This is a genomic window from Weissella soli (assembly GCF_001761545.1).
GTDB classification, from domain to species: domain Bacteria; phylum Bacillota; class Bacilli; order Lactobacillales; family Lactobacillaceae; genus Weissella; species Weissella soli.
In genome coordinates this window covers 598,168-620,651 of sequence record NZ_CP017326.1, presented here as the reverse complement: position 1 = coordinate 620,651, position 22,484 = coordinate 598,168, and the positions used below count along the sequence as shown (strand labels likewise).

The 22,484-nt window shown below is 44.4% G+C and carries 18 protein-coding genes; 5 read left to right on the top strand and 13 right to left on the bottom strand.

Annotated features, from left to right (window positions below; all coding sequences use genetic code 11):
- The first annotated feature begins 9 nt into the window (after window positions 1–9).
- The 3 genes from fni (at window position 10) to WSWS_RS02955 (ending at window position 2,734) form a co-directional block, all read left to right on the top strand.
- Window positions 10–1,053, top strand: a complete 1,044-nt coding sequence (gene fni / locus WSWS_RS02965; protein WP_070229876.1) for a type 2 isopentenyl-diphosphate Delta-isomerase — start codon at window positions 10–12, stop codon at window positions 1,051–1,053.
- A 128-nt stretch (window positions 1,054–1,181) separates the two neighbouring features.
- The gene (locus WSWS_RS02960; protein WP_236150644.1) at window positions 1,182–1,724 is read left to right on the top strand and encodes a TetR/AcrR family transcriptional regulator; all 543 of its coding nucleotides are present in this window, start codon (window positions 1,182–1,184) and stop codon (window positions 1,722–1,724) included.
- 107 nt (window positions 1,725–1,831) lie between these two features.
- Window positions 1,832–2,734: a YitT family protein gene (locus WSWS_RS02955; RefSeq protein ID WP_070229874.1), complete on the top strand. Its 903-nt coding sequence runs from the start codon at window positions 1,832–1,834 to the stop codon at window positions 2,732–2,734.
- Between the two features lie 111 nt (window positions 2,735–2,845).
- On the opposite strand, the gene WSWS_RS02950 is transcribed toward WSWS_RS02955, so the two are convergent.
- The 3 genes from WSWS_RS02950 to WSWS_RS02940 all read right to left on the bottom strand — a co-directional run bounded on the left by WSWS_RS02950 (window position 2,846) and on the right by WSWS_RS02940 (window position 7,390).
- Complete coding sequence (locus tag WSWS_RS02950) at window positions 2,846–4,474, bottom strand: peptide ABC transporter substrate-binding protein (RefSeq protein WP_070229873.1); 1,629 nt, start codon at window positions 4,472–4,474, stop codon at window positions 2,846–2,848.
- Window positions 4,475–4,948: 474 nt separating this feature from the next.
- The gene (locus tag WSWS_RS02945) at window positions 4,949–5,842 is read right to left on the bottom strand and encodes a phosphate ABC transporter substrate-binding protein (RefSeq protein WP_070229872.1); all 894 of its coding nucleotides are present in this window, start codon (window positions 5,840–5,842) and stop codon (window positions 4,949–4,951) included.
- 360 nt (window positions 5,843–6,202) lie between these two features.
- Window positions 6,203–7,390: an iron-containing alcohol dehydrogenase gene (locus WSWS_RS02940; RefSeq protein WP_070229871.1), complete on the bottom strand. Its 1,188-nt coding sequence runs from the start codon at window positions 7,388–7,390 to the stop codon at window positions 6,203–6,205.
- A 148-nt stretch (window positions 7,391–7,538) separates the two neighbouring features.
- Here WSWS_RS02940 and WSWS_RS02935 point away from each other — a divergent pair, with 148 nt between their 5' ends.
- A complete protein-coding gene (locus WSWS_RS02935) occupies window positions 7,539–8,255 on the top strand; it encodes a YebC/PmpR family DNA-binding transcriptional regulator (RefSeq protein ID WP_070229870.1) in 717 nt (238 codons plus the stop codon).
- 57 nt (window positions 8,256–8,312) lie between these two features.
- On the opposite strand, the gene ndk is transcribed toward WSWS_RS02935, so the two are convergent.
- The gene (gene ndk / locus WSWS_RS02930) at window positions 8,313–8,738 is read right to left on the bottom strand and encodes a nucleoside-diphosphate kinase (protein ID WP_070229869.1); all 426 of its coding nucleotides are present in this window, start codon (window positions 8,736–8,738) and stop codon (window positions 8,313–8,315) included.
- A 159-nt stretch (window positions 8,739–8,897) separates the two neighbouring features.
- Between ndk and WSWS_RS02925 the strand changes: the two genes are divergently transcribed.
- A complete protein-coding gene (locus tag WSWS_RS02925) occupies window positions 8,898–9,530 on the top strand; it encodes a carbonic anhydrase family protein (protein ID WP_070229868.1) in 633 nt (210 codons plus the stop codon).
- A gap of 51 nt (window positions 9,531–9,581) precedes the next feature.
- On the opposite strand, the gene WSWS_RS02920 is transcribed toward WSWS_RS02925, so the two are convergent.
- From WSWS_RS02920 to polA, 9 genes are all read right to left on the bottom strand, one after another.
- A complete protein-coding gene (locus WSWS_RS02920) occupies window positions 9,582–10,241 on the bottom strand; it encodes a histidine phosphatase family protein (protein ID WP_070229867.1) in 660 nt (219 codons plus the stop codon).
- 355 nt (window positions 10,242–10,596) lie between these two features.
- Window positions 10,597–11,094 (bottom strand): nucleoside 2-deoxyribosyltransferase, encoded by a 498-nt coding sequence (locus WSWS_RS02915; protein WP_070229866.1) that lies wholly within the window; start codon window positions 11,092–11,094, stop codon window positions 10,597–10,599.
- A gap of 140 nt (window positions 11,095–11,234) precedes the next feature.
- On the bottom strand, window positions 11,235–12,116 hold the full coding sequence (locus WSWS_RS02910; protein ID WP_070229865.1) for a YitT family protein: 882 nt from the start codon (window positions 12,114–12,116) through the stop codon (window positions 11,235–11,237).
- A 136-nt stretch (window positions 12,117–12,252) separates the two neighbouring features.
- Window positions 12,253–14,055 (bottom strand): aspartate--tRNA ligase, encoded by a 1,803-nt coding sequence (gene aspS, locus WSWS_RS02905; RefSeq protein ID WP_070229864.1) that lies wholly within the window; start codon window positions 14,053–14,055, stop codon window positions 12,253–12,255.
- Window positions 14,055–15,368 (bottom strand): histidine--tRNA ligase, encoded by a 1,314-nt coding sequence (gene hisS / locus WSWS_RS02900; RefSeq protein ID WP_070229863.1) that lies wholly within the window; start codon window positions 15,366–15,368, stop codon window positions 14,055–14,057. Before hisS ends, aspS begins: the two co-directional genes overlap by 1 nt.
- Window positions 15,369–15,670: 302 nt before the next feature.
- On the bottom strand, window positions 15,671–16,198 hold the full coding sequence (locus WSWS_RS02895; protein WP_070229862.1) for an adenine phosphoribosyltransferase: 528 nt from the start codon (window positions 16,196–16,198) through the stop codon (window positions 15,671–15,673).
- A gap of 17 nt (window positions 16,199–16,215) precedes the next feature.
- Complete coding sequence (recJ, locus tag WSWS_RS02890) at window positions 16,216–18,516, bottom strand: single-stranded-DNA-specific exonuclease RecJ (protein ID WP_070229861.1); 2,301 nt, start codon at window positions 18,514–18,516, stop codon at window positions 16,216–16,218.
- 27 nt (window positions 18,517–18,543) lie between these two features.
- Window positions 18,544–19,533, bottom strand: a complete 990-nt coding sequence (gene rnz, locus WSWS_RS02885; RefSeq protein WP_070229860.1) for a ribonuclease Z — start codon at window positions 19,531–19,533, stop codon at window positions 18,544–18,546.
- 188 nt (window positions 19,534–19,721) lie between these two features.
- On the bottom strand, window positions 19,722–22,430 hold the full coding sequence (polA, locus tag WSWS_RS02880) for a DNA polymerase I (RefSeq protein ID WP_070229859.1): 2,709 nt from the start codon (window positions 22,428–22,430) through the stop codon (window positions 19,722–19,724).
- Between the last annotated feature and the right edge of the window lie 54 nt (window positions 22,431–22,484).

Genomic DNA, 22,484 nt, shown 5'->3' with positions numbered 1-22,484 from the left:
GAGGAGCCTATGGAATCAGCACACGCCCATCGCAAAGATGAACATCTCTCGGTTGCTGAACTTGAAATGCGCCAACGTCCCTACAATTCTTCATTAAACGGGGTGCGCCTGTTACACAATGCATTACCTGAAAGCCGCGTGGCCGATGTAGATTTAACTGTCCACGATAAAAATTTCCCCTTCACAACGCCTTTTTATATTGAAGCGATGACGGGTGGGAGTCAAAAAACTGGTCGGATTAATGCCAAATTGGCTGAAGTGGCTAAAGAAACCGGCCTAGCCATGGCCGTTGGCTCACAGTCAGTCGCCCTCAAGGACACTGAAGCCATCGCAACCTTTACGATTGCCCGTGACATCAACCCAGATGGTTTTATGATTGCAAACATCGGTGCTGGGCATCCTGTTCAACACGCACAAACCGTTGTTGATATGATTGGGGCCAACGCCTTGGAAGTACATGTGAATGCCGCGCAAGAAATTGTGATGGCTGAAGGTGATCGTGAATTTATGTGGCTTGATAATTTGGCTGATATCGTCGCGAAGGTTGCTGTGCCAGTGATTGTCAAAGAAGTTGGGTTCGGAATGCGCCAAGAGACCATCGCGACACTGCATGCCATTGGGGTGCAATATGTCAATATTGGTGGTCGTTCTGGCACGAACTTTGCCCGCATTGAAGATCGGCGTAACCGTACAGATGATAACCAACATGCCTATCTGTATGATTGGGGACAAACGACCGCCGAATCTTTACTTGAAGCCAAGGCTCTCACCGAAAAGCCAACCATTTTTGCAACAGGTGGGATTCAAACGCCTTTGGATGTCGTGAAAGCACAAGTTCTGGGGGCCAAAGCCGTTGGTGTGGCTGGCCATTTTCTACATACGGTGATGAATGAAGACACCAGTGGCCTGATCACAGAGGTTACACGTTGGCAAAATCACTTAGCCAAAATTTATGCACTCTTAGGTGTCCGTTCGCAAGCTGAATTGTTACAGGTGCCCTATCTCTTGGACCCTGAATTGCTTAACTACGCCAACCAGCGTGAGTTACACTAATCCTATATATTCTTTTATATTTAGTTAAGAAGTTAGTGTAAATGTAAAGACCCATAAGTAAAGCTGATGTTACAGTACCTGCGCTCAACAGGTGCTGTTTTTTTCGGTATATTAGATTTATGAAAAACATGTTAACTGAAACTATCCGTCACCAAACGGATGAACAAATCATCGATGCAACCCTCACTTTGTTGCAAAGCCAATCCTATGACCAACTTGCGGTCACTGAAATTACCCGCATGGCAGGCGTGTCTCGGATGGCTTTCTATCGCCACTTTGGTACAAAGGAAGCGGTCATTGGTGCCATCGTTACCCAATTAACAAATGACTTCACGAATGAAGCCCAGACGCTCCCCCGTGATGCAAAGGTCGTTGCTGAAGCGTTCTTTGAATTTGTCCAAGCAAATGCCATTGCGATTGCCGTGCTATTGAATGCCGGTTTACGTGAACAATTCTACCCACCTTTACGTGACGTGTTGCACGCCTTGTATTCGGATATCTTACGAGAAAATGCGTCGAAAGCAGTGGCCGTCGATTACGTATCAGATTTTACTGCTTCGGGGATGCTTGCAATTGCAATTCGCTGGATTTCAACTGGTATGCATGAATCAGTGTCAGATTTAGCGCAAATTGCGAAAGAAATGACGGATGCCCAAAATAAGTATTTGTAAACAAAAAACGTGAATGAACCGTACTCTAGCGCGGTCTATTCACGTTTTTCTTGCTTTTAAGTCTAATATTCATTATTCTGAAAGTAGATTCAAAAAAGGACGATGTGATGAGTAATACAATTGAAAAAAATCATTTAAACATGCGCCCCATCGATTTTATCGTGATCGCACTGGGAACTGCGGCCTACGGGTTTGGGTTAGCTAACATCAACATTCCAAATAGTTTAGCTGAGGGTGGTGTCACTGGGCTAACTTTGATCGCGCGGGCACTTTTCCATATTGATCCCGCGTACACCACACTTATATTTAATCTACCATTGATTTTATTAGGTATGAAATTATTGACCAGACGTGACATCATTTATACGATTTGGGGTATTGTCAATCTATCCTTTTGGATATGGGTATGGCAACGTATTCCAGGTCTGACACCTAATCTTGAACATGACATGTTTGTTTCGGCTTTGCTTGCTGGTGCAATTGGCGGTATTGGATCAGGTTTTGTCTACCGCTTTGGTGGTACTACGGGTGGTGCCGATATTGTCGCCCGCATCTTTGAACAACGTTTTCACGTTCCTATGGGCCGGACCTTGTTCATGATTGACGCTGGCGTGTTGACCCTCTCATTGGTCTACATCAATATCCCCCAAATGGTCTACACCTTAATTGCCGCTTTTGTTTTCGCTCAAATGGTAAATTTCACGCAACAAGGTTCATATACCGCGCGTGCCTTTATGATATTTAGTCAAGAGAACGAGGCAATTTCACAAGCGATTATGAGTGAATTTGAGCGTGGTACAACCTTACTGCATGCTGAAGGTGGCTATTCTCACGATTATAATAAGGTGCTCTACACCGTCGTTGATCCTTCTGAAATGCACAAGGTCCGTCAATTAATTCATGAGATTGATCCAAAAGCCTTCGTAACCATTGTCAACACCTCTGAAACATTGGGCGAAGGGTTTACCTACCTCAAACCAAAGAAAAAGAGTCTCTTTCAGTTCAAATAAAAAATAGGGTTTTACTTCATCAAATGAGGTAAAACCCTATCTTTTATTTATCTGGTTTAAACTGGTTGTGTTCAACGTCTTGAATACAGTGCGTTAAACAATGTGTTGCGCCTACTTTTTATATGCTAACTTCCAGTCAAAAGTACCACCGATTGGATTGACATAGACACCGGTCACCTTTGGATTCATTAATGAAGTCATCTTGCTGTATACCAATGGTGCCACGGCACCGTGTTTTTCAGCATATTGTTCTAAGGCTACTAAATCAGCGTAGCGCTTCTTGGTATTATTGGCATCCGTAGTGGTTGCTTGCTTGTAAAGTGCGTCAAAGCCCTTGTCTGACCAGTGGGTCATGTTCCATGAGGCACCCGTCACCAATGTTTGCAGCATGTCGACTGGATCGGCATAATCCGCATTCCAAGTTGATACTGCTAGGTCGAACTTGCCGGCTTTGAGGAGCGCACTCGTCTGCTTAGCTGGCACTGTTTTGACAGTCACTGTCAAACCCTTCAAATGTGCTTCTAATTGCGCTTGCAAATATTGGGCCGCTTGCTTAGCAGAATCTGTGTCAGCTGTGACCAATGTCAAATTCACAGACTTCTTATTAAGTTCCTTCAACCCAGCAGCCCAAGCTTTCTTGGCAGCTGCTTTGTTATACGACACATACTTGGTCGTCGCATCCTTGGTAAAGTCGGTTCCTGTAGTTGGGTTGTTTGCTAACCCTTGTGCCACAAATGTTTTTGCCACCGTCGCTGCACCAGTCAAGACATTATTGGCAAGTTTTTTACGATTAACGGCATATGACAAAGCCTGACGCACTTTTAGATTATTTAGAACGGTGTTCTGCTCGTTCATGGTCATGTACGTGGTCGCCGAGGTATTGACCACCTTATAGCCTGAATTCTTCGTTGAATTTTTAGCTTGCGTCGCATTCAAGAGTGCAAAGTCTGACTTGCCGGCCTTATACAAATTAAAACTCGTCGTCGCATCTGCCGTCGTGGTGACGGTGACCTTAGGGGTCCGCACCTTGTCAGCATCCCAGTAGTACTTGTTCTTAACGTATGTATAGGTCTTACTTGAACCATTCCAATTCTTCAATAGATAGGGCCCACTTGCCAGAGAATTTTGTGCTGACGTACCAAACTTCTTGCCTGCCTTCTCCACGAAACTTTGCTTCTCAGGATAGAAATACATCATCGCAAGTTCCGACTTGAATTGTGGTAAGGGACGCTCCAATGTCACAACTAAAGTGTGATCATCAGCTGCAGTGACGCCTAATTTGGTGACATCTTTTTCCTTACCGGATTGAATAGCATCTGCATTCTTCACCCCGCTAAAGAACATGGCACCAATCGCGGCAGTCTTGGGATCGTTGGTGCGTTGCCATGAGTAAACGAAATCCTGCGCCGTCAATTTTGAGCCATCGGACCATCGCAAATTATCCCGTAACTTGAATGACCATGTCAGTCCATCTTTTGAAACCTCAACTGATTTGGCGGCTGCTAATTGCAATTTGCCGTTCTTATCGACACGATAAAGTCCTTCACCCGTATTTTGTACCGCGTCTTGTGAAGGGATATCCGGTACATTTGAAGGATCAGTGGTGCTCAAATCTCCCGTCAGTGTCCAATTCAAGGCCTTTCCCATCTTCGTTGCAGCGGCTGTTTGCCCTTGCAATAAGGTCACTCCTGCCAAAACTGTTGCTGAAACCATCATTGTATTACGTACTACCTTATTCATATCCTATACTCCTATTGATCCATCTTCTAACTGACCGAATTGACTACGCTTGCTTTTCAAACCAAATAAAAAACAGCGACTGGTTTCGTAAACCGGTCGCTGCCTAATAAGACACTTAAATTGGTGCGACCAATTATCATTTGCTAGTAAGCAGTGATAATTGGTCATTCGAAAAGCCCAATTATTTACTGCGCAATAATAATAATCGCAATAATAATTGAGATAGTAGCCATCAATTGATTCATTTGTAGATCTTCTTTTGTCATCGCCTGATGCTCCTCTTCTCTTTATTAACAATAATTAGAATACTCTCACAAAACATCCCTGTCAATCCTTTTATTTAATCTAATTTTAATGTTGCAGGTGTCTGTTAACTTACATACTAAAAAAGGCCGTAAATACGGCCTTAGTCGCAGCAACAACAACTAACTAATCACTTACCCAGCTCTTGCCACATGCGTTTATATTTAATGTTTACTTGATGGTAGTAACCTTACCATCAGCGTCCTTCTTAACAGTCATCTTAGAAACTGGGTAGTAGCCCAACTTCTTAACAACCTTTGTCTTAACGGCCTTAGAAGACATGAACTTGATGAACTTCTTCGTTGCTGAGTTAACGTTTGAAGCAGTGTACATGTGCTCGTAAGCCCAGATCTTCCACTTGTTATTCTTAACGTTCTTGTACTTAGGTGCAACATTGTCAATCTTAACAGTCTTCAAGTTCTCAGCTGCAGTACCCTTAGTGTAGCTGAAAGCCAAGTATGAGATTGCGCCCTTAGTTTGACCAACAATCTTTTGAACAGCACCGTTGTCATCTTGCTCTTGAGCAGTAGCTGTCTTAGCGTTACCCATGATTGATTGTTCGAAAGTAGCACGTGTTCCTGAACCTTCGGCACGGTTGATCAAAACGATCTTTTCGTCTTGGCCACCAACTTCCTTCCAGTTCGTTACCTTACCTGAGAAGATATTTTGGATTTGCTTGGTAGTCAAATTCTTAACGTTGACATCCTTGTTCACAACAGGTGTGATTCCAACAACGGCAACTTTATGATCCTTCAACTTAGAAGCATCCACACCATCTTTTTGCTCAGCAAAGATATCTGAATTACCAATCGTTACTCCAGCCTTACCAACTTGACTCAATCCGGTACCTGAACCACCACCTTGGATAGTAACGGTTGTTTTTGGATGAGCTTCTTGATACATTTCAGCAGCTTGTTGCGCAAGTGGTTGCAAGGCTGTTGAACCAACGGCCAAAACCTTGCTTCCAGAAGCGGCATGTACAGCGACAGCTGGAGTTGCAGCTGAAATCAAGACGGCACCGGCCACCAAAGCCGCAGTTGTTTTGATTGCATAACGATTTGACATATTCCATATACCTCTATTCTATGTGTCAAAAACTGTAATAACTACCTAAAATCAATTTTAGGTAGTTTTGTAATCAGGTACGCTTGGTTAGTAGTAGTAGTAGACGAAAAGGCGTGTCCTGATTACATACTTAAATATACGCATGATTTGTAACGGCTTCTCACATAAATTTGTATAGAATTCATTTACATTATTTTGAATTGTATCGATTCAGTAAAGGTCAAGGAAAAATCGCTAATCACACCGATGTATCTGGCTGCATTTTTTTCACTGTATATACTGGCAAAAACAAAGAAAAACCCCGCAAGTTACGCTAACTTTCGGGGTACACACCGTAATGTGTTTGGGTATTGCTTTCGATTAATTCTCAAAACCTTCTGTCGTCATTGATGCAACCAATAATGCACGGACATCTGCCTGATTCAATGGTACATAACCATGCTGTTCTAATGAACCAACCTTCACTGCTGATGCTGCCATCTCGTCAAAATTAACATCATCAGTGATTTCAACCCCTGGCAAAGTCGTCGGCACATCCAATGACTTTACCCAGTCATAAGTTGCCTGAATCGCTTGTTGGGCAATCTCGTCATCAGCCCCGTTTAAGCCCCAGACATGCTTGGCAAACTTGACAAATTTGTCATGCGTTGATGGATCTGCGTAAACTTTTTTCAACCAGCGTGGCGTCAGAATACCCAAGCCAACACCATGGGTAATATCATAGTAGGCTGATAATTCATGCTCAATGGGGTGAACGGTCCAGCCATTCTGATTACCTAAGCCGACCAAGCCATTCAAAGCAACGGTAGAAGCCCACATTAACTGAGCACGTGCCTCTAAGTCTTCTGGTTTTGCAACGGCAATTGGCCCGAACTTAATGACTGTCCGATAAATTCCTTCTATTAACCCTTCATTGATCGTATTGTTTGACCGGTCAAAATATTGCTCTGTCAAATGAGAGAAGATATCGATTGAGCCAGCTGCCGTTTGCCACTTTGAAACGGAGGTTGTCAATGAGGGATCCAAGAATGAAACGGCGGGCCGATTTGGGCCATAGGTGCCTAACTTTTGATGCGTTTCTGGATTTGAAATCACCGACCCAAAATTATTTTCAGTCCCTGTGGCTGCCAATGTCAAAATATCGACCAAAGGCAATTGTGCAATGGTCTGACGAATACTTGGCTTAATGACCAAATCCCACGGGTCACCCTCATAGAACGCAGCGGAACCGATGACCTTGCTGGCATCAATCACTGACCCACCCCCAACAGCCAAAATAACGTCAATCTTGTTTTCCTTGACTAATTTTTGACCTTCACGAACAGACGCGATTTTTGGATTTGGTTCAATGCCTGACAACTCAACGACATTTAAACCAGCTAAGGCCTTAATCACCCGATCGTATAAGCCAGACTTCTTAATTGACCCGCCACCATAGGCCAATAAAACGTTTTGACCATACTGCGCCACTGCATCATGTAGTTGTTCGTCCAACAAATCAACGCCAAATCGAATATCGGTTGGGTTAGTATATTTAAAAGAATTCATGTTTTGCCTCCATTTTTGCTTCCTGTGATCTTACCCACAATTATGAACTAGTGATTTAATACCGTCAACTTACAACATTCCCCTACAAAAACGTCACAAATTCCTGTATAATTAATCGATATCTATTTTTTTGACGAGGTTTAATGACATGGGTCGTAAATGGGAAAACATTAAGATGAAGAAGGCTGCCAAGGATGGCGCCAATGCAAAGGTATATAGTAAGTTCGGTGTAGAAATCTACGTTGCTGCACAACGTGGCGGATCAGCGGACCCTGAGGCCAATGCGACTTTGAAGTTCACAATTGATCGTGCTAAGCAAGCACAAGTCCCAAAGCACATCATCGAACGTGCCTTGGATAAGGCTAAGGGCGCAAAAGACGAGGCTTATACTGACGGCCGTTATGAAGGCTTTGGTCCTGCGGGTTCACTAATCATTGTTGATACTTTGACTTCAAACGTTAACCGAACTGCGGCTAATGTACGGATGGCGTTCACTAAGAACGGTGGTAATTTTGGTAACTCAGGTTCAGTGAGCTACTTGTTTGACGAAACTGGTGAAATTGTTTTCGAGGGATCTGATGCAGATGCCGTTATGGAAACATTGTTGGAAGCTGACGTTGATGTGCGCGATGTTGAACAACAAGGTGATCACATCGTTGTCACAACTGAGCCGACTGCCCTCCACCAAGCTATTCAAGCTTTGCGTGATTCAGGGGTGGAAGAATTTAACCAAACCGCAATTGAAATGATTCCTCAAAGCGAAATCACGCTTGAAGGTGAGGATCTTGAAAATTTCGAAAAGTTAATCGATGTGCTAGAAGACGACGAAGATGTTCAAAACGTTTACCATAACGTTGAACTATAATGCCATAGAATAAGCCCGCATGGTAAATATTTACCATGCGGGCCTATTTGTGCTGCTTTACTTTGATAATTCTGGGAACCAAATGTTAATTTCACGGGCAGCATTCTCGCTGGAATCAGATCCATGGACCAAATTACGGACCGCCTCACCTGACCATTCACGTCCAAAATCACCGCGAATCGTACCTGGGGCAGCCTCAGTTGGATTCGTGATACCCATCAGCGTACGCCATCCTTTAATAACATTTTCACCTTCGACCACCATCGCCACTACTGGATTTTCAGTCATATAGCTAATCAAACTTGGGAAAAATGGACGTGTTGCTAACTCGGCATAATGTTCACGTAATAAAGTTTCGTCTGCTTGCACCATCTTCAAGGCAACGATATCATACCCTTTTCGTTCAATACGTCGCAGAACCTCGCCAATTTTTTTCTGAGAAACGCCATCGGGCTTCACTAATGCTAATGTTCTTTCAGTCATGATTCTACCACCTCGATCAATTATTACCTTCATTGTAACAAAATTCACATTCAATGAAAACGTTTACATTAATGAACTAATTAAAAAATTTTGAAAATTCGTTGCTATGCATTTATTTACAGCATTGATATACTTAATTTCAAGCATAAGGAGGCTGTCATGACAGAGCATTTTGACTTTAATCTTCAAGAAACCTGGCCGTTTGAATCACGTATCCGCCAATCACCGATTGCCGTTGAAACGTCAAACATCATTCAGGATGACACCCTTGGAGTGATTTCACCAGTATATAGTGGCGTTGCTTGGAACGTCGTTGATACTGGCATGAGCATTCAGGCTTCAATCAGTGGTGCCGCACTGATTAACCATCGCCTATTTGAAGCGCAACAAGTCCACTTTCACGCACCCGCTGAACACACCATTGATGGTGTCCAACACGCTGGTGAACTGCACATTGTTCACCGGCGCCGCGTCGGCAGTTTTGCGGTAATGGCCATTTTCTTTGAAGTTGGACCTAAAAACGACGAATTTGAAAAACTTCTCACAAACATCGAACAGGAAAATCGGTTTAGTTTTGATTTAACGGCCCTACTACCTGATGATTTAAACTACTATCACTATCTGGGATCCTTAACGACCCCACCCCTCTCAGAAAATGTTGAGTGGTATATCTTACCTAAGACAATGACCTTGAGCGAGGCACAGCTTGCGCGTTTCCATGATATCTATCCACGCAATAACCGAAATTTGCAACCCGATAATGATCGCATTATTGTCACACCCGGTAAATAAATTTAACTTTAAACAAACAGCCAACCCGTCAAAAGGTTGGCTGTTTATTTATTATTCAACAACTTGATCGTTATATTTAATGATATGTAAACTGTCAGTCGTCAACGCAATCTGCGTGACACTACCATTGGCTGGCCGCTCGTGAATTTGAATTTTTCCGGCACCATAGCGCTCAGCCAAAGAAATTAGGGTATTGCCGTGACTGATGACCAAGACATTGTCGCCATCTTGTAAGGCAGGGTTTGCCAAAATCATGGCAAACCCTGCATCAACGCGCTGCCAGTACGCGGTACTATCTTCTGCATCATGCCACGGATCCGCTGCTTTCAGGAGATCTTTTGTCTTATCGACACCATATTGATCAACTATCTCAGCATAAGTTGTTAAGCCGACTGGGGCACCAGCATCTAGCCAGGCTTTATCCATATTTGATCCCTCATAAGACCCATAGAATTCTTCACGGAAATGCCAATCAGAGATTAATGCCGGTACCGCATATGCATTCTGTGCCAGTAACATATTAGCTGTATCAATGGCACGCGTGGTGTCAGAACTATAGGCCGCTTTAAACTCAATATCAGCCAGACGCTTACCAACCGAGACTGCGTCAGCACGACCTTGGTCTGTGAGGGGCGCATTACTCCACCCTTGCAATTTGTTATACCGATTATAATAAGTTTGTCCGTGACGAATTAAATATAAATTAAGCATCGTGCTGCCCCCTTAAGCATTGAGTAAAAGTTAGTGTCAGATGTGCGTCATGACGCGTGTCACTCTTCTCAGTTTCAACAAAGTTCTAGAGCACTTTGGCTCAGTTACACCACTAATGTATCACTAATTGACGACAACAGATAGCTGGCAATTATTAAATTCAATAAATCATTAAATTTATTGCAACGACTAACTTTGAGTAATTGGTCCGAATAATTGGCCGACACCCAGCCATACCAACAAAAAATTTGATGATATCTCATAAAAATTTAAAGCGCGTGTCTTAATTTGCTAAAGATTAGGCAAAATAAAAAAGACGCCCAATGAGCGCCTCTTCGTATCTGCAATCTTGCACTTAGAAAACTTCCTTCTCAGTGCCGTGATATGGCAAGTCGATGAAATTGTAGTTCACTAGCTTTTTAATATCTTCAGTGCCCCAGAAGTAGGCCGTGTATGAACCTGCCAACATCAGATTCATTGGCTCATCATTTTGCGAGAATTCGACAATCACGACGGGCTTACCAATCGCGATGGCATAACCCATTTCCCAAATCGTACCTTCATCAGGACGCACATTGCCCCCTTCAACATCGAAGTCAAAGACTGCCACAATCACATCTGCTTGATGCATGGCTTGCACATCGGCACGATAAGTGGCAACTTGCCACTCCTTTGATTGCATCGCTTCATGCATCGATGGATATTTTGAAACAATTTCATCATTTTGATGTGCCCGGGGTTCGTAGATATAACCGATAGTTTCATTAGCAGTTAGTAATGCGTTAACCTTATCCAAACGCTCAATCTGGGCATCTGAGAAAAATGGTCCGGCTAAGTATACTCGTTGTGACATGATGTTACCTCAATTTCTTTTCGATACATCCATCATATCACGTCACGGTAAAAATCACGCAGTCATCCCCAAATGTATATTTTAAAAATAAGATAAATAAAATGGCCACTACGCATAGTGACCAAACTAATATCATCAACTTATAAACGCGGCTCGTAAAACCGTCCAAACGTTCGTTCAATCTTCCACATTGAAGCCCAGGCACCAGGATCCGCTTGGTGAATGGCGTTGTAGACATCCCCCTCCTCATACAAGGAAATCACGGTAAATAAGATCTCTTTAGGGTGGTGATTATAGGCCCCCTCAGCATGATGAATGATGGTAATCCCCCGTCGCAATTGCTGCTGAATGGAGTGGACCACTTCTTGGGGTTTTTCGGTGATAATCATCAATTGCATCTTTTGCTGACGTGTATAGACTAAATCAATGATGCGGGCGTTCACCACGACCCCAATGGCCGTATATAGCGCATATTCAGGACCAAACATGACCCCAGAACTAATCAGAATAAAGAAGTTAAAGGTAAGATTGGCTGCACCCATTTTGATACCAGTCGTCCGTCGCAAAACGATACCGATAATATCTAGACCCCCTGTTGAGATGCCATTACGGAGGGCAAAGCCTGTCCCAAACCCGTTAATCGCACCACCAAAGATGGCATCCATTAAAGGATCGGCTACCCAAGGCGTGGCAGGCCCAGCAATTAATCGCATCGCAATCGAAGCAAATACCAATGAGATAGCTGTAAATAAAGTAAACCTTGCGCCAATCTTTCGATAAGCCAACCATAGCAGCGGCGCATTCAATACCAAAAGCAATATGTAAACTGGAACAGTAATGCCAAGCGTGCGTTCAAATATGGTGCTCACTAATTGTGACAATCCCGTGAACCCAGATGAATAAATGTGACCAGGCGTCCAAAAGAAATTCAAGGCAATCGCTGAAGCGAGCGCGTAAAACATCGCGGCGCTTAGTCGTCCTGTATACTCATGCTGTCTAAAATAATCTTCAATGCGTCCCATGCGCAACTCCTTTTATGTGCGGCCTGATTATGTCTCTTTTGAATACCATCACCGAGATGGTGGCATTCAAAAACGAGATAACCCTCGTTTTTGGTACTAAAATTAGTACATTTTAACATATATTATGCATCGTCGGTTATTCTTCCGCCATGTTTGGTGCATCGATATCAGAATAAGCTGGTGCAATCAAATTCAACTCCGCCAATTGAGCCTTAGCTACTGTCGTGGGGGCTTCTGTCATTGGTTCAGTACCCTTTGAATTCTTAGGGAAAGCAATCACTTCACGAATGTTATCGCGACCAGCCAGGAGCATTGCCAAACGGTCTAAGCCAAGTGCGATACCGCCCATTGGTGGGAAGCCAAATTCCATGCCTTCAAGCAAGAAGCCAAATGCATCTTGAGCAGCTTGCTTCGTGAAACCAAGTGCTGACAACATTTGTTCTTGAATTTCCATCCGATGAATACGGATTGAACCTGACCCTAACTCATAACCATTTAACACCAAATCGTATGACTGGGCATGGGCTTTATGCGCACCCTCAGTTGTGGCCATCAATGGCAAATCTGCTTCATTTGGCATTGTGAATGGATGGTGTGCTGAAATCCAACGGTCTTCTTCCGGTTGGTACTCAAATAATGGCCAGTTGGTAATCCAAGCAAAGGCCCATTTTGATTCATCAATGAGTTTCATTTCCTTTGCAGTCATCCGACGTAAGGCATCCAAAGTTTGTGCGACAACGGATGCTTGATCAGCAGCAAATAACAGCAAATCACCAGTTTGGGCTCCAGTTTGGGCTAATAAGTCTGCGGCTTTGGTCGTCAAGAACTTAGCGATTGGCCCGGTGATACCTTCATCAGTAATCTTCAACCAAGCCAAGCCCTTCGCACCAAATCGTTCGATGTATTGCGCCATCTTGTCGATATCCTTACGAGAAAAGTGGCTAGCTGCCCCAGGCACAACAATGGCTTTAACCTGACCGCCATTTTGAACCGCATTTGCGAACACACCAAATTCTGAATCAGCCATCAACGCGGTTAAGTCTTGCAATTCCATCCCAAAACGCAAATCTGGCTTATCTGTTCCAAAACGAGCCATCGCGTCAGCCCATTCCAAAGTTGGGATTTCAGCGATATTCAAATCGAAATCCACTGTCTTCTTCATGATCGCAGCGACCCAATGATTTACTAGATCCATGATTTCAGCTTGACTCATGAATGACATTTCAACGTCTAATTGCGTGAATTCAGGTTGACGATCCCCACGCAAGTCCTCATCACGGAACGCGCGAGCCACTTGGTAGTAACGATCAAAGCCAGCTCCCATCAACAATTGCTTAAACAATTGTGGTGATTGTGGCAACGCATAGAATGCACCAGGATAGACACGTGATGGCACTAAGTAGTCCCGGGCGCCTTCTGGTGTTGACTTGGCTAGGTAAGGTGTCTCAATGTCAATGAAGCCATTGTTATCCAAAAACTCGTGGGTCGCAGCCGTAATCTTCGAACGAATGCGTAGATTCTTTTGCATTTCAGGACGGCGCAAATCCAAATAACGATACTTCAATCGTAATTCATCGGAAACATTGATGCCATCTTCAATATAAAACGGGGTTGTCTTCGCCTCAGACAAGATTTGGGCACTTTTTACTTGAACTTCAATCTTACCAGACTTGAGGTGATCGTTCACGGCACCGGCTGCTCGTGACTTAACCACACCTTCGATTTCGATCACATATTCGGTCCGCATTTTTTCAGCCACGGCCAAAGCATCTTGACCAAATTCTGCTGAAAAGGCTAATTGCACGATGCCTTCACGGTCGCGTAAATCAACGAAAATCAATCCTCCCAGGTCACGACGCTTTTGGACCCAGCCTTGCAATGTCACAGTTTGTTCCAGATATGACTCGTCAATCAAGCCAGCATAGTTTGTACGCTTCATTATTTTGCTTCCTCTTCTATATTTTCTTCTTCAATATATTCAGGTAAGTTGGTGTACAATTCGGTTAATTTAACCGAAATTTCTTTACCAGTAGTCAAATTCTTCAAGTTAGCACTTTGTGAGGCTAACTCACGCTCACCGATTGTCACAATATAGCGGGCATTTTCACGATCAGCTGACTTAAATTGCGCCTTCAACTTACGATCTAAGTAATCACGATCAGCTGAATAACCAAATGCACGGATTGCTTGAACCAATTGCAAGGCTACTACATCTGTGCCCGCACCTTGATTAGCCACATATACATCGACTGGTAGGGCTGTTGGTAGAGCTGCTTGACTATCTTCAAGTAGCAACATCAAACGCTCCAGGCCAATCCCAAAGCCAACACCAGCCATTTCTGGACCGCCCAATTCTGCAACCAACCCATTATAGCGACCACCACCAGCAATCGTCGTCCAGCCCTTACCCAAAGCGGGTGATTGGGTCATCACTTCAAAAATGGTGTGATTGTAGTAATCTAAGCCCCGAACAGTGGTGGCATCCACTTCATACTCAATCCCCAAAGCATCTAGGAAAGTTTTCACCTTATCCCAATGTGCTTGAGCTGGTTCTGTCAGGTAGTCCAAAATTGACGGTGCGCCAGCCACAATTTCTTGATCCTTGTCATCCTTTGAATCCAGCACCCGTAATGGATTTTGCTCCAAACGCACTTGTGAATCATGTGACAATTCATCAAAGTGCGGCCGCAAAAAGTCAATCAACGCTTGGCGGTAGTTTTGCCGTGATTCTTGATCACCCAACGAGTTAACCGTCACTTTTAGATTACTAATGCCTAGCGTCTGAAAGAAATCAACAACCATCGCGATGGTCTCTGCATCGACAGCTGGTGAATCTGAGCCTAATGCTTCCACACCAATTTGGTGGAATTGACGCATCCGGCCGGCTTGCGGACGTTCATAGCGAAACATTGGTCCAATGTAAAACATCTTGTATGGCTTGGCATTCTCTGGACCAAATAGTTTATTTTCAACAAATGCCCGGACAACCCCGGCCGTGCCTTCAGGACGTAAAGCAATGTGACGATCCCCTTTATCATGGAAGTCGTACATTTCTTTTGTGACGACATCTGAAGTATCTCCTGATGTTCGTGAAAACACCTCAAAGTTTTCAAAGATGGGTGTCCGGACTTCATTGTATTGGTAATCGGCAAATAAGATACGGGCCGTCTCTTCTACGTAGTGCCATTTTTGCGATTCACCAGGGAGTAAATCGGCTGTGCCCTTTGGCTTTTGGTAAGTTTGCTTTGCCATGTTAAATTCCTCTCTTTTTATAACCGAACGCCTCGCGATACAAAGAAAAGCACCCCTAACGATCAAATCGTCAAGGGCGCTTTTGCGCGGTACCACCTTGTTTTTGGCTAAGGCAGTTTCCCGCCTTGTATGCCGTAACGTGGCCAGCGCGCTTGTTCAGCGACCTCAAAAGTGTCCCCTTAAGATGCGTATACAGGCTTACACCATCCCCTGCTCGCTATGATACGTTAACCTAAGTTAGCTTTTTCATCGGTTCAATATTATGTGTTAATTATCTAACGAAATGATGAAGATTGCAAGAATTACTCGCCACCATATTCCATCAATGCTTGGATGTCGTAACCAGTCAACTTGTCACGGCCGTGCAAGTCCGTCAATTCGATTAAAAATGACAAACCAACCACTTCACCACCCAGAGCTTCAACCAGCTTAATCGTCGCTGCAATCGTCCCACCAGTGGCTAATAGATCATCTGTAATGAGGACCTTATCGCCTGGCTTAATGGCATCCTTATGCACTTCCAAAGTCGCTTGACCGTATTCCAACGTGTAGCTCTCTGAGATGACCTCACGAGGCAACTTACCCGGCTTACGAGCCGGTACAAAGCCCAATCCAAGTTCATGCGCAACCGGTGTGCCGACCAGGAAACCACGTGATTCTGGGGCAACTACCACTGTCACACCCTTAGACTTTGCATAGTCTGTAATTTGACGAGTTGCTTCAGCATATGCAGCACCATCTGCCAAAAGAGGTGTGATGTCACGGAACATGATCCCTTCTTCGGGGAAGTTTGGAACCGTTGCTACGTAATCGTGCAAATCTAATGTCATTATTTTTCTCCTATACACTATGGCTGTGCGAGCTTTGAAAGCAATGCATCTAATTGCGCCGTTGTGCTATAAATTAAATCTTTTTCTAATTCTCGTTTTGCCAAGAATTTTTGATAACTAGGCATCGTCTCTAGTGCGACTTTTGCCGGACTAGGGAGCGAATTCATCAGTCCATTTTCTATTTTAACAAACTTTGCCTCATTAAACACCTGTAAAATCAGAACAAGCACCTGTAGATCAATCTTCAAGTAGATCGCTAAGTCCTGTAATTGGGCTCGGACATTGACATCATGATGCGCGACTGCAAACTTGTACACCAAGCCAAATTCCGCTTTGGTAGGCGTTTTTTGCAGGTATGCCGAATGTTTGGTGTAGAAAATTGGGGCCCACCGTTTTGCTGGTACAAAGGCCAGTAGTTCATGTAGTTGCGCTAAATCGGCTGGTAAATCAACCATCGCCAGCGTACCGATACTGGTCATATTAAAGGCATCTTCCCACCAAACGGCTTGTGCAGGTGCTTTCATAAAACCAGTCGCCTGCTGATACATCTTTTGATTAAAGAACACATAGTGCGCCGGTTGTGAGAATAACTGGTTGGTTAATTTATTCGTTCGCCAGTCCAAAATCGATGAGCCCACAGCTTGAACATCTTTGGTCAGCAGCTGGTAGGACGTTTGACCATTAAACGTATTTTCACTCATTGTCCCAACAAAAGTTAACTCATCAAAATGGCTCGTCAGATCGGTCGCCAAATCACCTCGCCCGAAGGCCACAATTGGGACAGAACGGGTTTTGGTCATTCCTGTTAACCGTAAGTGCTTATCTTGCGACATCGTTTTAACATTTTCAACACCGGTTAGTGGCACCGCAAAGAGTGGTTCTGGGTTGCCGGCACCAAAGGGCGCTAAAATTTTCAAAGCGGCATAGTTATCGGCATTAAAATCTGCGCCAGACAACGTATCAGCGATTTGCAAGGTTGGTAAGCCCGCCGTCGCTAACGCCTGCTGATTGGCTTCATCCCGCAAGACATCGCGCAATGGTTGCAGATTCTCAGCTGGGACAGTCATACCAGCAGCACTCGCATGACCCCCAAAGGCCGTCATCAGGTCACGGTGACCATCCAAAGCTTTAAAAATATCAAACGCTGGCACGGAACGGGCTGAACCCTTCAGCACCCCTGCGTCCGTATTTAGGACAATGGCTGGTTTACCAGTTTGCTCAACCAGCCGGGCGGCCACAATACCCAACACACCTTCATGCCAGTCGGTACCTGCCACGACTAACACAGGATCATCATCTAAGGCGGTGGCCATTTCCAAAGCAGCCGCCGTGATCACATCAACTAATTCTCGGCGTTCTTGGTTCAATTGCTCGACCGTGGCCGCTATTTTCCCAGCTTTCAGCGGATCGTCAGTCAGTAATAGACGTACACCTAATGATGCATCACCCATCCGACCCAGGGCGTTCAAACGTGGTCCGATGGTAAATCCAATCGTTGCACTATCAAGACTCGCCGGGTCAGTCCCTGCTGATGCCAACAAAGCGGCCAACCCAGGACGCGCATCTTGCCGTAAATTCTCGAGTCCCAAGGCCACAATCGTCCGATTCTCATCAACAATGTCCATAACGTCGGCAATGGCCCCAATCGCCGCTAAATCAAGCAATTCATCAGCTGGAACCTCCAGTAACGCCGAGGCTACCTTGAAGGCCACGCCAGCACCTGAAAGGCCACCGAACGGATAATGACCAGCTGGGTGACGCGGATGCACCACGGCCACGGCTTCAGGTAAGGTCACGGGTAATTCATGATGGTCAGTGACAATCACATCAACGCCGTTGGCCATCAACCAGGCAATTGGTTCCTGTCCACTCACCCCATTATCAACGGTAATTAACAAATTCATGCCATCAGCGGCTAACCGTTGGTATTGACTCAGATTGGGACCATAACCATCAGTAAATCGATTGGGTACAAAATAATCAACATCGGCACCCAAAATTTCAAGGGCCATCGTCATAATGGCCGTTGCCGTAATCCCGTCCACATCATAATCACCATAGACCACAATGCGCTCACCATGATCAATCGCTTGTTGAATGCGTTCAATCGCGGCATCCATATCATGCAATAAATAGGGATCATAGAGTTGGTCAATATCAGGGCGCAAAAAAGCCTGCGCTTGTTCAACCTCCTCATAACCACGATTTACTAAAATTTTGGCGATTAATTCCGGAATACCAAAGGTTTCCATCAGATTTTTAACGGCCGCGCCATTCTTCACTTCTGGAAAATGCCAATCATAACGAGCATTTATCATGTAGTTATCCTCCATTAAAGATGTGTGCTACTTAACAATCGTCTGATCGTGATCCGGCTTTAATTTAATTGGCTTACTATTTGATTGCACACCCATCGGAATTTCAAATACATCAAAATCATTCACCACCCGGGTGTTTTCAAAAATCCCTTGTGCTTGGTATGCCAGTTCATTGGCTTGCTTACCGGCATAACGGGCTGAAATATGAGTCAAGAATAAACGGCCAACGCCCGCATCATGCGCGGCTTGACCAGCTTGCAGACTAGTTGAGTGATAGTAGCTACGGGCCAATTTACCCTCACCCTTACCATAAGTTGATTCATGAACCAGGACGGTGGCACCTTCTGCCAAACGGACAATGTTCTCATGTTTCCGAGTATCGCCAAGAATGGTAATGATCCGGCCAGGTTTAGGTGCACCGACAACGTCAGCTGCCCTAATCTCACGACCATCATCTAAGACAACATCTTTACCGGCCTTTAATTGTCCATAGACTGGACCAGCTGGGATGTTTAGATCTTGTAATTTAGCAACTTGTAACTCACCAGGATGATCCCGCTCAATGACCCGATAACCGAAGGACTGAATTTTGTGATCAAGTGGTAACGCCATCACCGTAAAGTCGTCATCCTGAAGCACCAGGCCCCCTTCATCAGCTAATTCATGGAAGCGTAATTTATAGGTCAAATGGGACTGTGACACATGCAGACTCGTCTCAACAAATTGCTTTATACCATGAGGTCCATAGATATCTAAGGCATCTTCCCCACCTTGGAATGACCGCGATGATAAGAAACCTGGTAGGCCAAAGATATGATCACCATGTAAATGCGTAATAAAAATCTTATTAACCTTCCCTGGTCTGATCGTTGACCGTAAGATTTGGTGTTGTGTGCCTTCACCGACATCAAAAAGCCAAACCGCATTGATTTCCTCAAGCAGACGCAAAGCAATGCCAGTCACGTTACGATAGCGGGCGGGCGTACCAGCACCTGTACCCAAAAATTCTAATTGCATGTTACCATGCCTCACTTTCACAATTAATCCTTTTGGTTGGATTCGAACCAACATTGGTAGACCAGCTTTACCCCTTAAGCGACAAAAGATGCGGTCAAAAACCGCATCTTCTAGTTTAACATTTTGTTTTAGTTTTGAAAAATCAGATTCCACTGATTGTTGTGTGATCACTGGGACTGACCATACGTTTACTTCGCATCATACCAAGTCAAACCCTCATGCGTCTCGACTTTCAATGGAACATCTAGTTGCATGGCTGAATCCATGATACGTGGCACCATTTCATGGAGCGTGGCCATTTCTTCAGCCGGTGCTTCAAAAATTAATTCGTCGTGCACCTGTAAGAGCATCTTTGTCTGCATACCGGCCTCTTTTAAGGCAGTTTGCATGCGAATCATCGCAATTTTGATGATATCAGCCGCGGATCCTTGGATTGGTGAATTCATCGCCGTACGTTCAGCAAAACTGCGTAAATTGAATGAACGGGCGTTGATGTCTGGCAAGTACCGGCGTCGATGAGCCACTGTTTCCACGAAGCCGTCTTGTTTAGCTTGGGCAATAACGGCTTCTGACCATGTCCGAACACCTGGATATTCATTAAAGTAAGTTTCGATAATCGCTTTGGCTGTTTTACGATCCGTACCAATGTTCTTAGCTAAGCCAAAGTCAGAGATCCCATAGACAATCCCAAAGTTCACGGCCTTCGCCTGCCGTCGCATGTTTGGATCAACGGTTTCTTCTGGTGCCAGACCAAAGATGCGTCGGGCCGTTGCCGCGTGAATATCTTCATCATGAATGAAGGCTTCTTGCAAATGCTTATCACCGGTGATGTGTGCCAAGACGCGCAGTTCAATTTGCGAATAGTCAGCACTAAAAATTTTCCAACCCGGTTGTGAAGGCACAAACGCCGACCGAATCTGACGACCCTCTTCAATCCGCACGGGGATGTTTTGTAGGTTGGGGTCTACCGATGAGAGACGCCCCGTTTGCGTTAATGTCTGCAAGTAACGCGTATGCACCTTGGAGTCTGAGCCATGGATAACCCGTAACAAGCCCTCGATGTAGGTTGATTGAATCTTAGCCAACGTCCGATAACGTAGAATTGACTCCACAACCGGTACATCAGACAGCTGTTCTAGGACCTCCACCGCTGTTGAATAGCCTGTCTTTGTCTTTTTTATAGGCTTTAGACCCATCTTTTCAAACAAAATGATCCCCAACTGTTTAGGTGAATTAATATTAAATTCTTCCCCGGCTTGGTTGTAAATTTGTTGTTCTAGTTCTGATAAGCGTTCGGCAAACTTTGACCGCATCTCCAGTAAATGATTGGCATCGACTGTAATCCCAGTCGACTCCATCTCTGCCAATACCATGGAGAGGGGCCGCTCAATATCTGTATAGAGATCTAGTTGGGCATGCGCCGTTAGTTTCGCCATCAATGGGTCTTTTAAATTAGTAATTGCCATCGCCTTGCGTGCCAAATGCTCAAACAAATCTGCATCAACCTCGGGAATGGCAAATTTAGCCCCCTTGCCGTAAACCTCTTCATCTGTTTGCACAGCGTAATAGTCATTTTGTTGTGCCAAGGCACCCAAATCATTGTTGTTGTCATTGGTATCCAATAAATAAGCTACGAGTAACAAATCAAAACCAATATTATTTAATGCGACATCCAAGCGCTTCAATGCAACAATAACCGCTTTGGCATTAAACACATTTTTAACGACCTTTTCATCCGTTAATACTGCGTTAAGCGGGGTCTTTTGGTATAACAGTTCAATATCACGTGAGGCAAAGTAACCATGGGCGGCATTACCGATGACAAAGGCAACCGGTGCCGCAGTATGATAATTTTCGCCATCCAACTCGAGGTAGAAGGTCACTTCATTGCCTAACTCTTCAATGTGCGCCAGGTTGTTCGCGGTCAGTTCACGTACCTCGACTTGCAAATCGGTGGGCGTCACCGTCGCATCCTGACCAGCCACATCAGCTTGACCACCACCAATGACGTAACCCATATTAGCTAATTTCACGAGTTGTTGCTTAAAATCAAGGTGTTGATAAAACTCGACCAACGCTTGATAATCGATTCCCTGGTAGTCTAAATCGTCCAGGCTAATTGTAAGGGGCGCATCAGTCCTAATCCGCGCTAAATCCAATGACATCATGGCATCGGCTTTATAAGTGATCAGGTTTTCCTTACGTTTTGACTTTTTCATGTCGTCTAGCCGTTCATACAACTCAGGAATAGAATGGTGTTCCTTGATGAGTTGGATAGCTGTTTTTTCACCAATCCCTGGAACACCCGGATAATTATCAGAACTATCCCCCTGCAACCCTTTGACATCAACAATTTGGTTAGGCGTCAAACCATCATATACTTCAGCAACTTTTGCGACCGTGTACTCATCAACCTCAGAGACACCTTTAACCGTGATCAAGACCTTAATATCTTCTGAAACTAGTTGCCGCATATCGCGATCACCAGTAACAATAGTCACTGAATAGCCCGCTGCTTCACCCATTTTGGCAGTGGTACCAATGATATCATCAGCTTCATAGTCGATTAATTCATAATTTTTGATACCATGTAATGCCACCATTTTGCGTAAAGGTTCAAATTGTTCCACCAATTCACTTGGTGTCTTGTCACGGTTCCCTTTGTAGTTATCAAACTTTGTCGTACGAAAGGTTGACTTACCCGCATCCCAGGCAACTAAGACCTTATCCGGGTGAAATGGATCCACAATTTTATCAAGTAGATTATTGAAACCAACCAAGGCATTCGTATGCAAGCCTTCGTGGTTCGTAAAGCGATCAACTTGGTTATATAGCGCATAGAACGCACGGAAAGCCAATGAGTTTCCGTCGATCAATAATAATGTAGGTTTTGCCATAAGCGCCTCTTTTTCTTTGTTCAGATTAATTTCCCTAATTTTATTATATAGAAA

What these genes read in the sequence shown, in the direction of transcription:
- aspS (WP_070229864.1), bottom strand. Translation starts at nt 14,055, where the DNA reads ATGAAGCGTACAAACTATGCTGGCTTGATTGACGAGTCATATCTGGAA.
- WSWS_RS02925 (WP_070229868.1), top strand. Translation starts at nt 8,898, where the DNA reads ATGACAGAGCATTTTGACTTTAATCTTCAAGAAACCTGGCCGTTTGAA.
- WSWS_RS02920 (WP_070229867.1), bottom strand. Translation starts at nt 10,241, where the DNA reads ATGCTTAATTTATATTTAATTCGTCACGGACAAACTTATTATAATCGG.
- WSWS_RS02955 (WP_070229874.1), top strand. Translation starts at nt 1,832, where the DNA reads ATGAGTAATACAATTGAAAAAAATCATTTAAACATGCGCCCCATCGAT.
- WSWS_RS02960 (WP_236150644.1), top strand. Translation starts at nt 1,182, where the DNA reads ATGTTAACTGAAACTATCCGTCACCAAACGGATGAACAAATCATCGAT.
- WSWS_RS02895 (WP_070229862.1), bottom strand. Translation starts at nt 16,198, where the DNA reads ATGACATTAGATTTGCACGATTACGTAGCAACGGTTCCAAACTTCCCC.
- WSWS_RS02945 (WP_070229872.1), bottom strand. Translation starts at nt 5,842, where the DNA reads ATGTCAAATCGTTATGCAATCAAAACAACTGCGGCTTTGGTGGCCGGT.
- WSWS_RS02915 (WP_070229866.1), bottom strand. Translation starts at nt 11,094, where the DNA reads ATGTCACAACGAGTATACTTAGCCGGACCATTTTTCTCAGATGCCCAG.
- WSWS_RS02935 (WP_070229870.1), top strand. Translation starts at nt 7,539, where the DNA reads ATGGGTCGTAAATGGGAAAACATTAAGATGAAGAAGGCTGCCAAGGAT.
- ndk (WP_070229869.1), bottom strand. Translation starts at nt 8,738, where the DNA reads ATGACTGAAAGAACATTAGCATTAGTGAAGCCCGATGGCGTTTCTCAG.
- fni (WP_070229876.1), top strand. Translation starts at nt 10, where the DNA reads ATGGAATCAGCACACGCCCATCGCAAAGATGAACATCTCTCGGTTGCT.
- polA (WP_070229859.1), bottom strand. Translation starts at nt 22,430, where the DNA reads ATGGCAAAACCTACATTATTATTGATCGACGGAAACTCATTGGCTTTC.
- WSWS_RS02910 (WP_070229865.1), bottom strand. Translation starts at nt 12,116, where the DNA reads ATGGGACGCATTGAAGATTATTTTAGACAGCATGAGTATACAGGACGA.
- WSWS_RS02940 (WP_070229871.1), bottom strand. Translation starts at nt 7,390, where the DNA reads ATGAATTCTTTTAAATATACTAACCCAACCGATATTCGATTTGGCGTT.
- rnz (WP_070229860.1), bottom strand. Translation starts at nt 19,533, where the DNA reads ATGCAATTAGAATTTTTGGGTACAGGTGCTGGTACGCCCGCCCGCTAT.
- hisS (WP_070229863.1), bottom strand. Translation starts at nt 15,368, where the DNA reads ATGGCAAAGCAAACTTACCAAAAGCCAAAGGGCACAGCCGATTTACTC.
- WSWS_RS02950 (WP_070229873.1), bottom strand. Translation starts at nt 4,474, where the DNA reads ATGAATAAGGTAGTACGTAATACAATGATGGTTTCAGCAACAGTTTTG.
- recJ (WP_070229861.1), bottom strand. Translation starts at nt 18,516, where the DNA reads ATGATAAATGCTCGTTATGATTGGCATTTTCCAGAAGTGAAGAATGGC.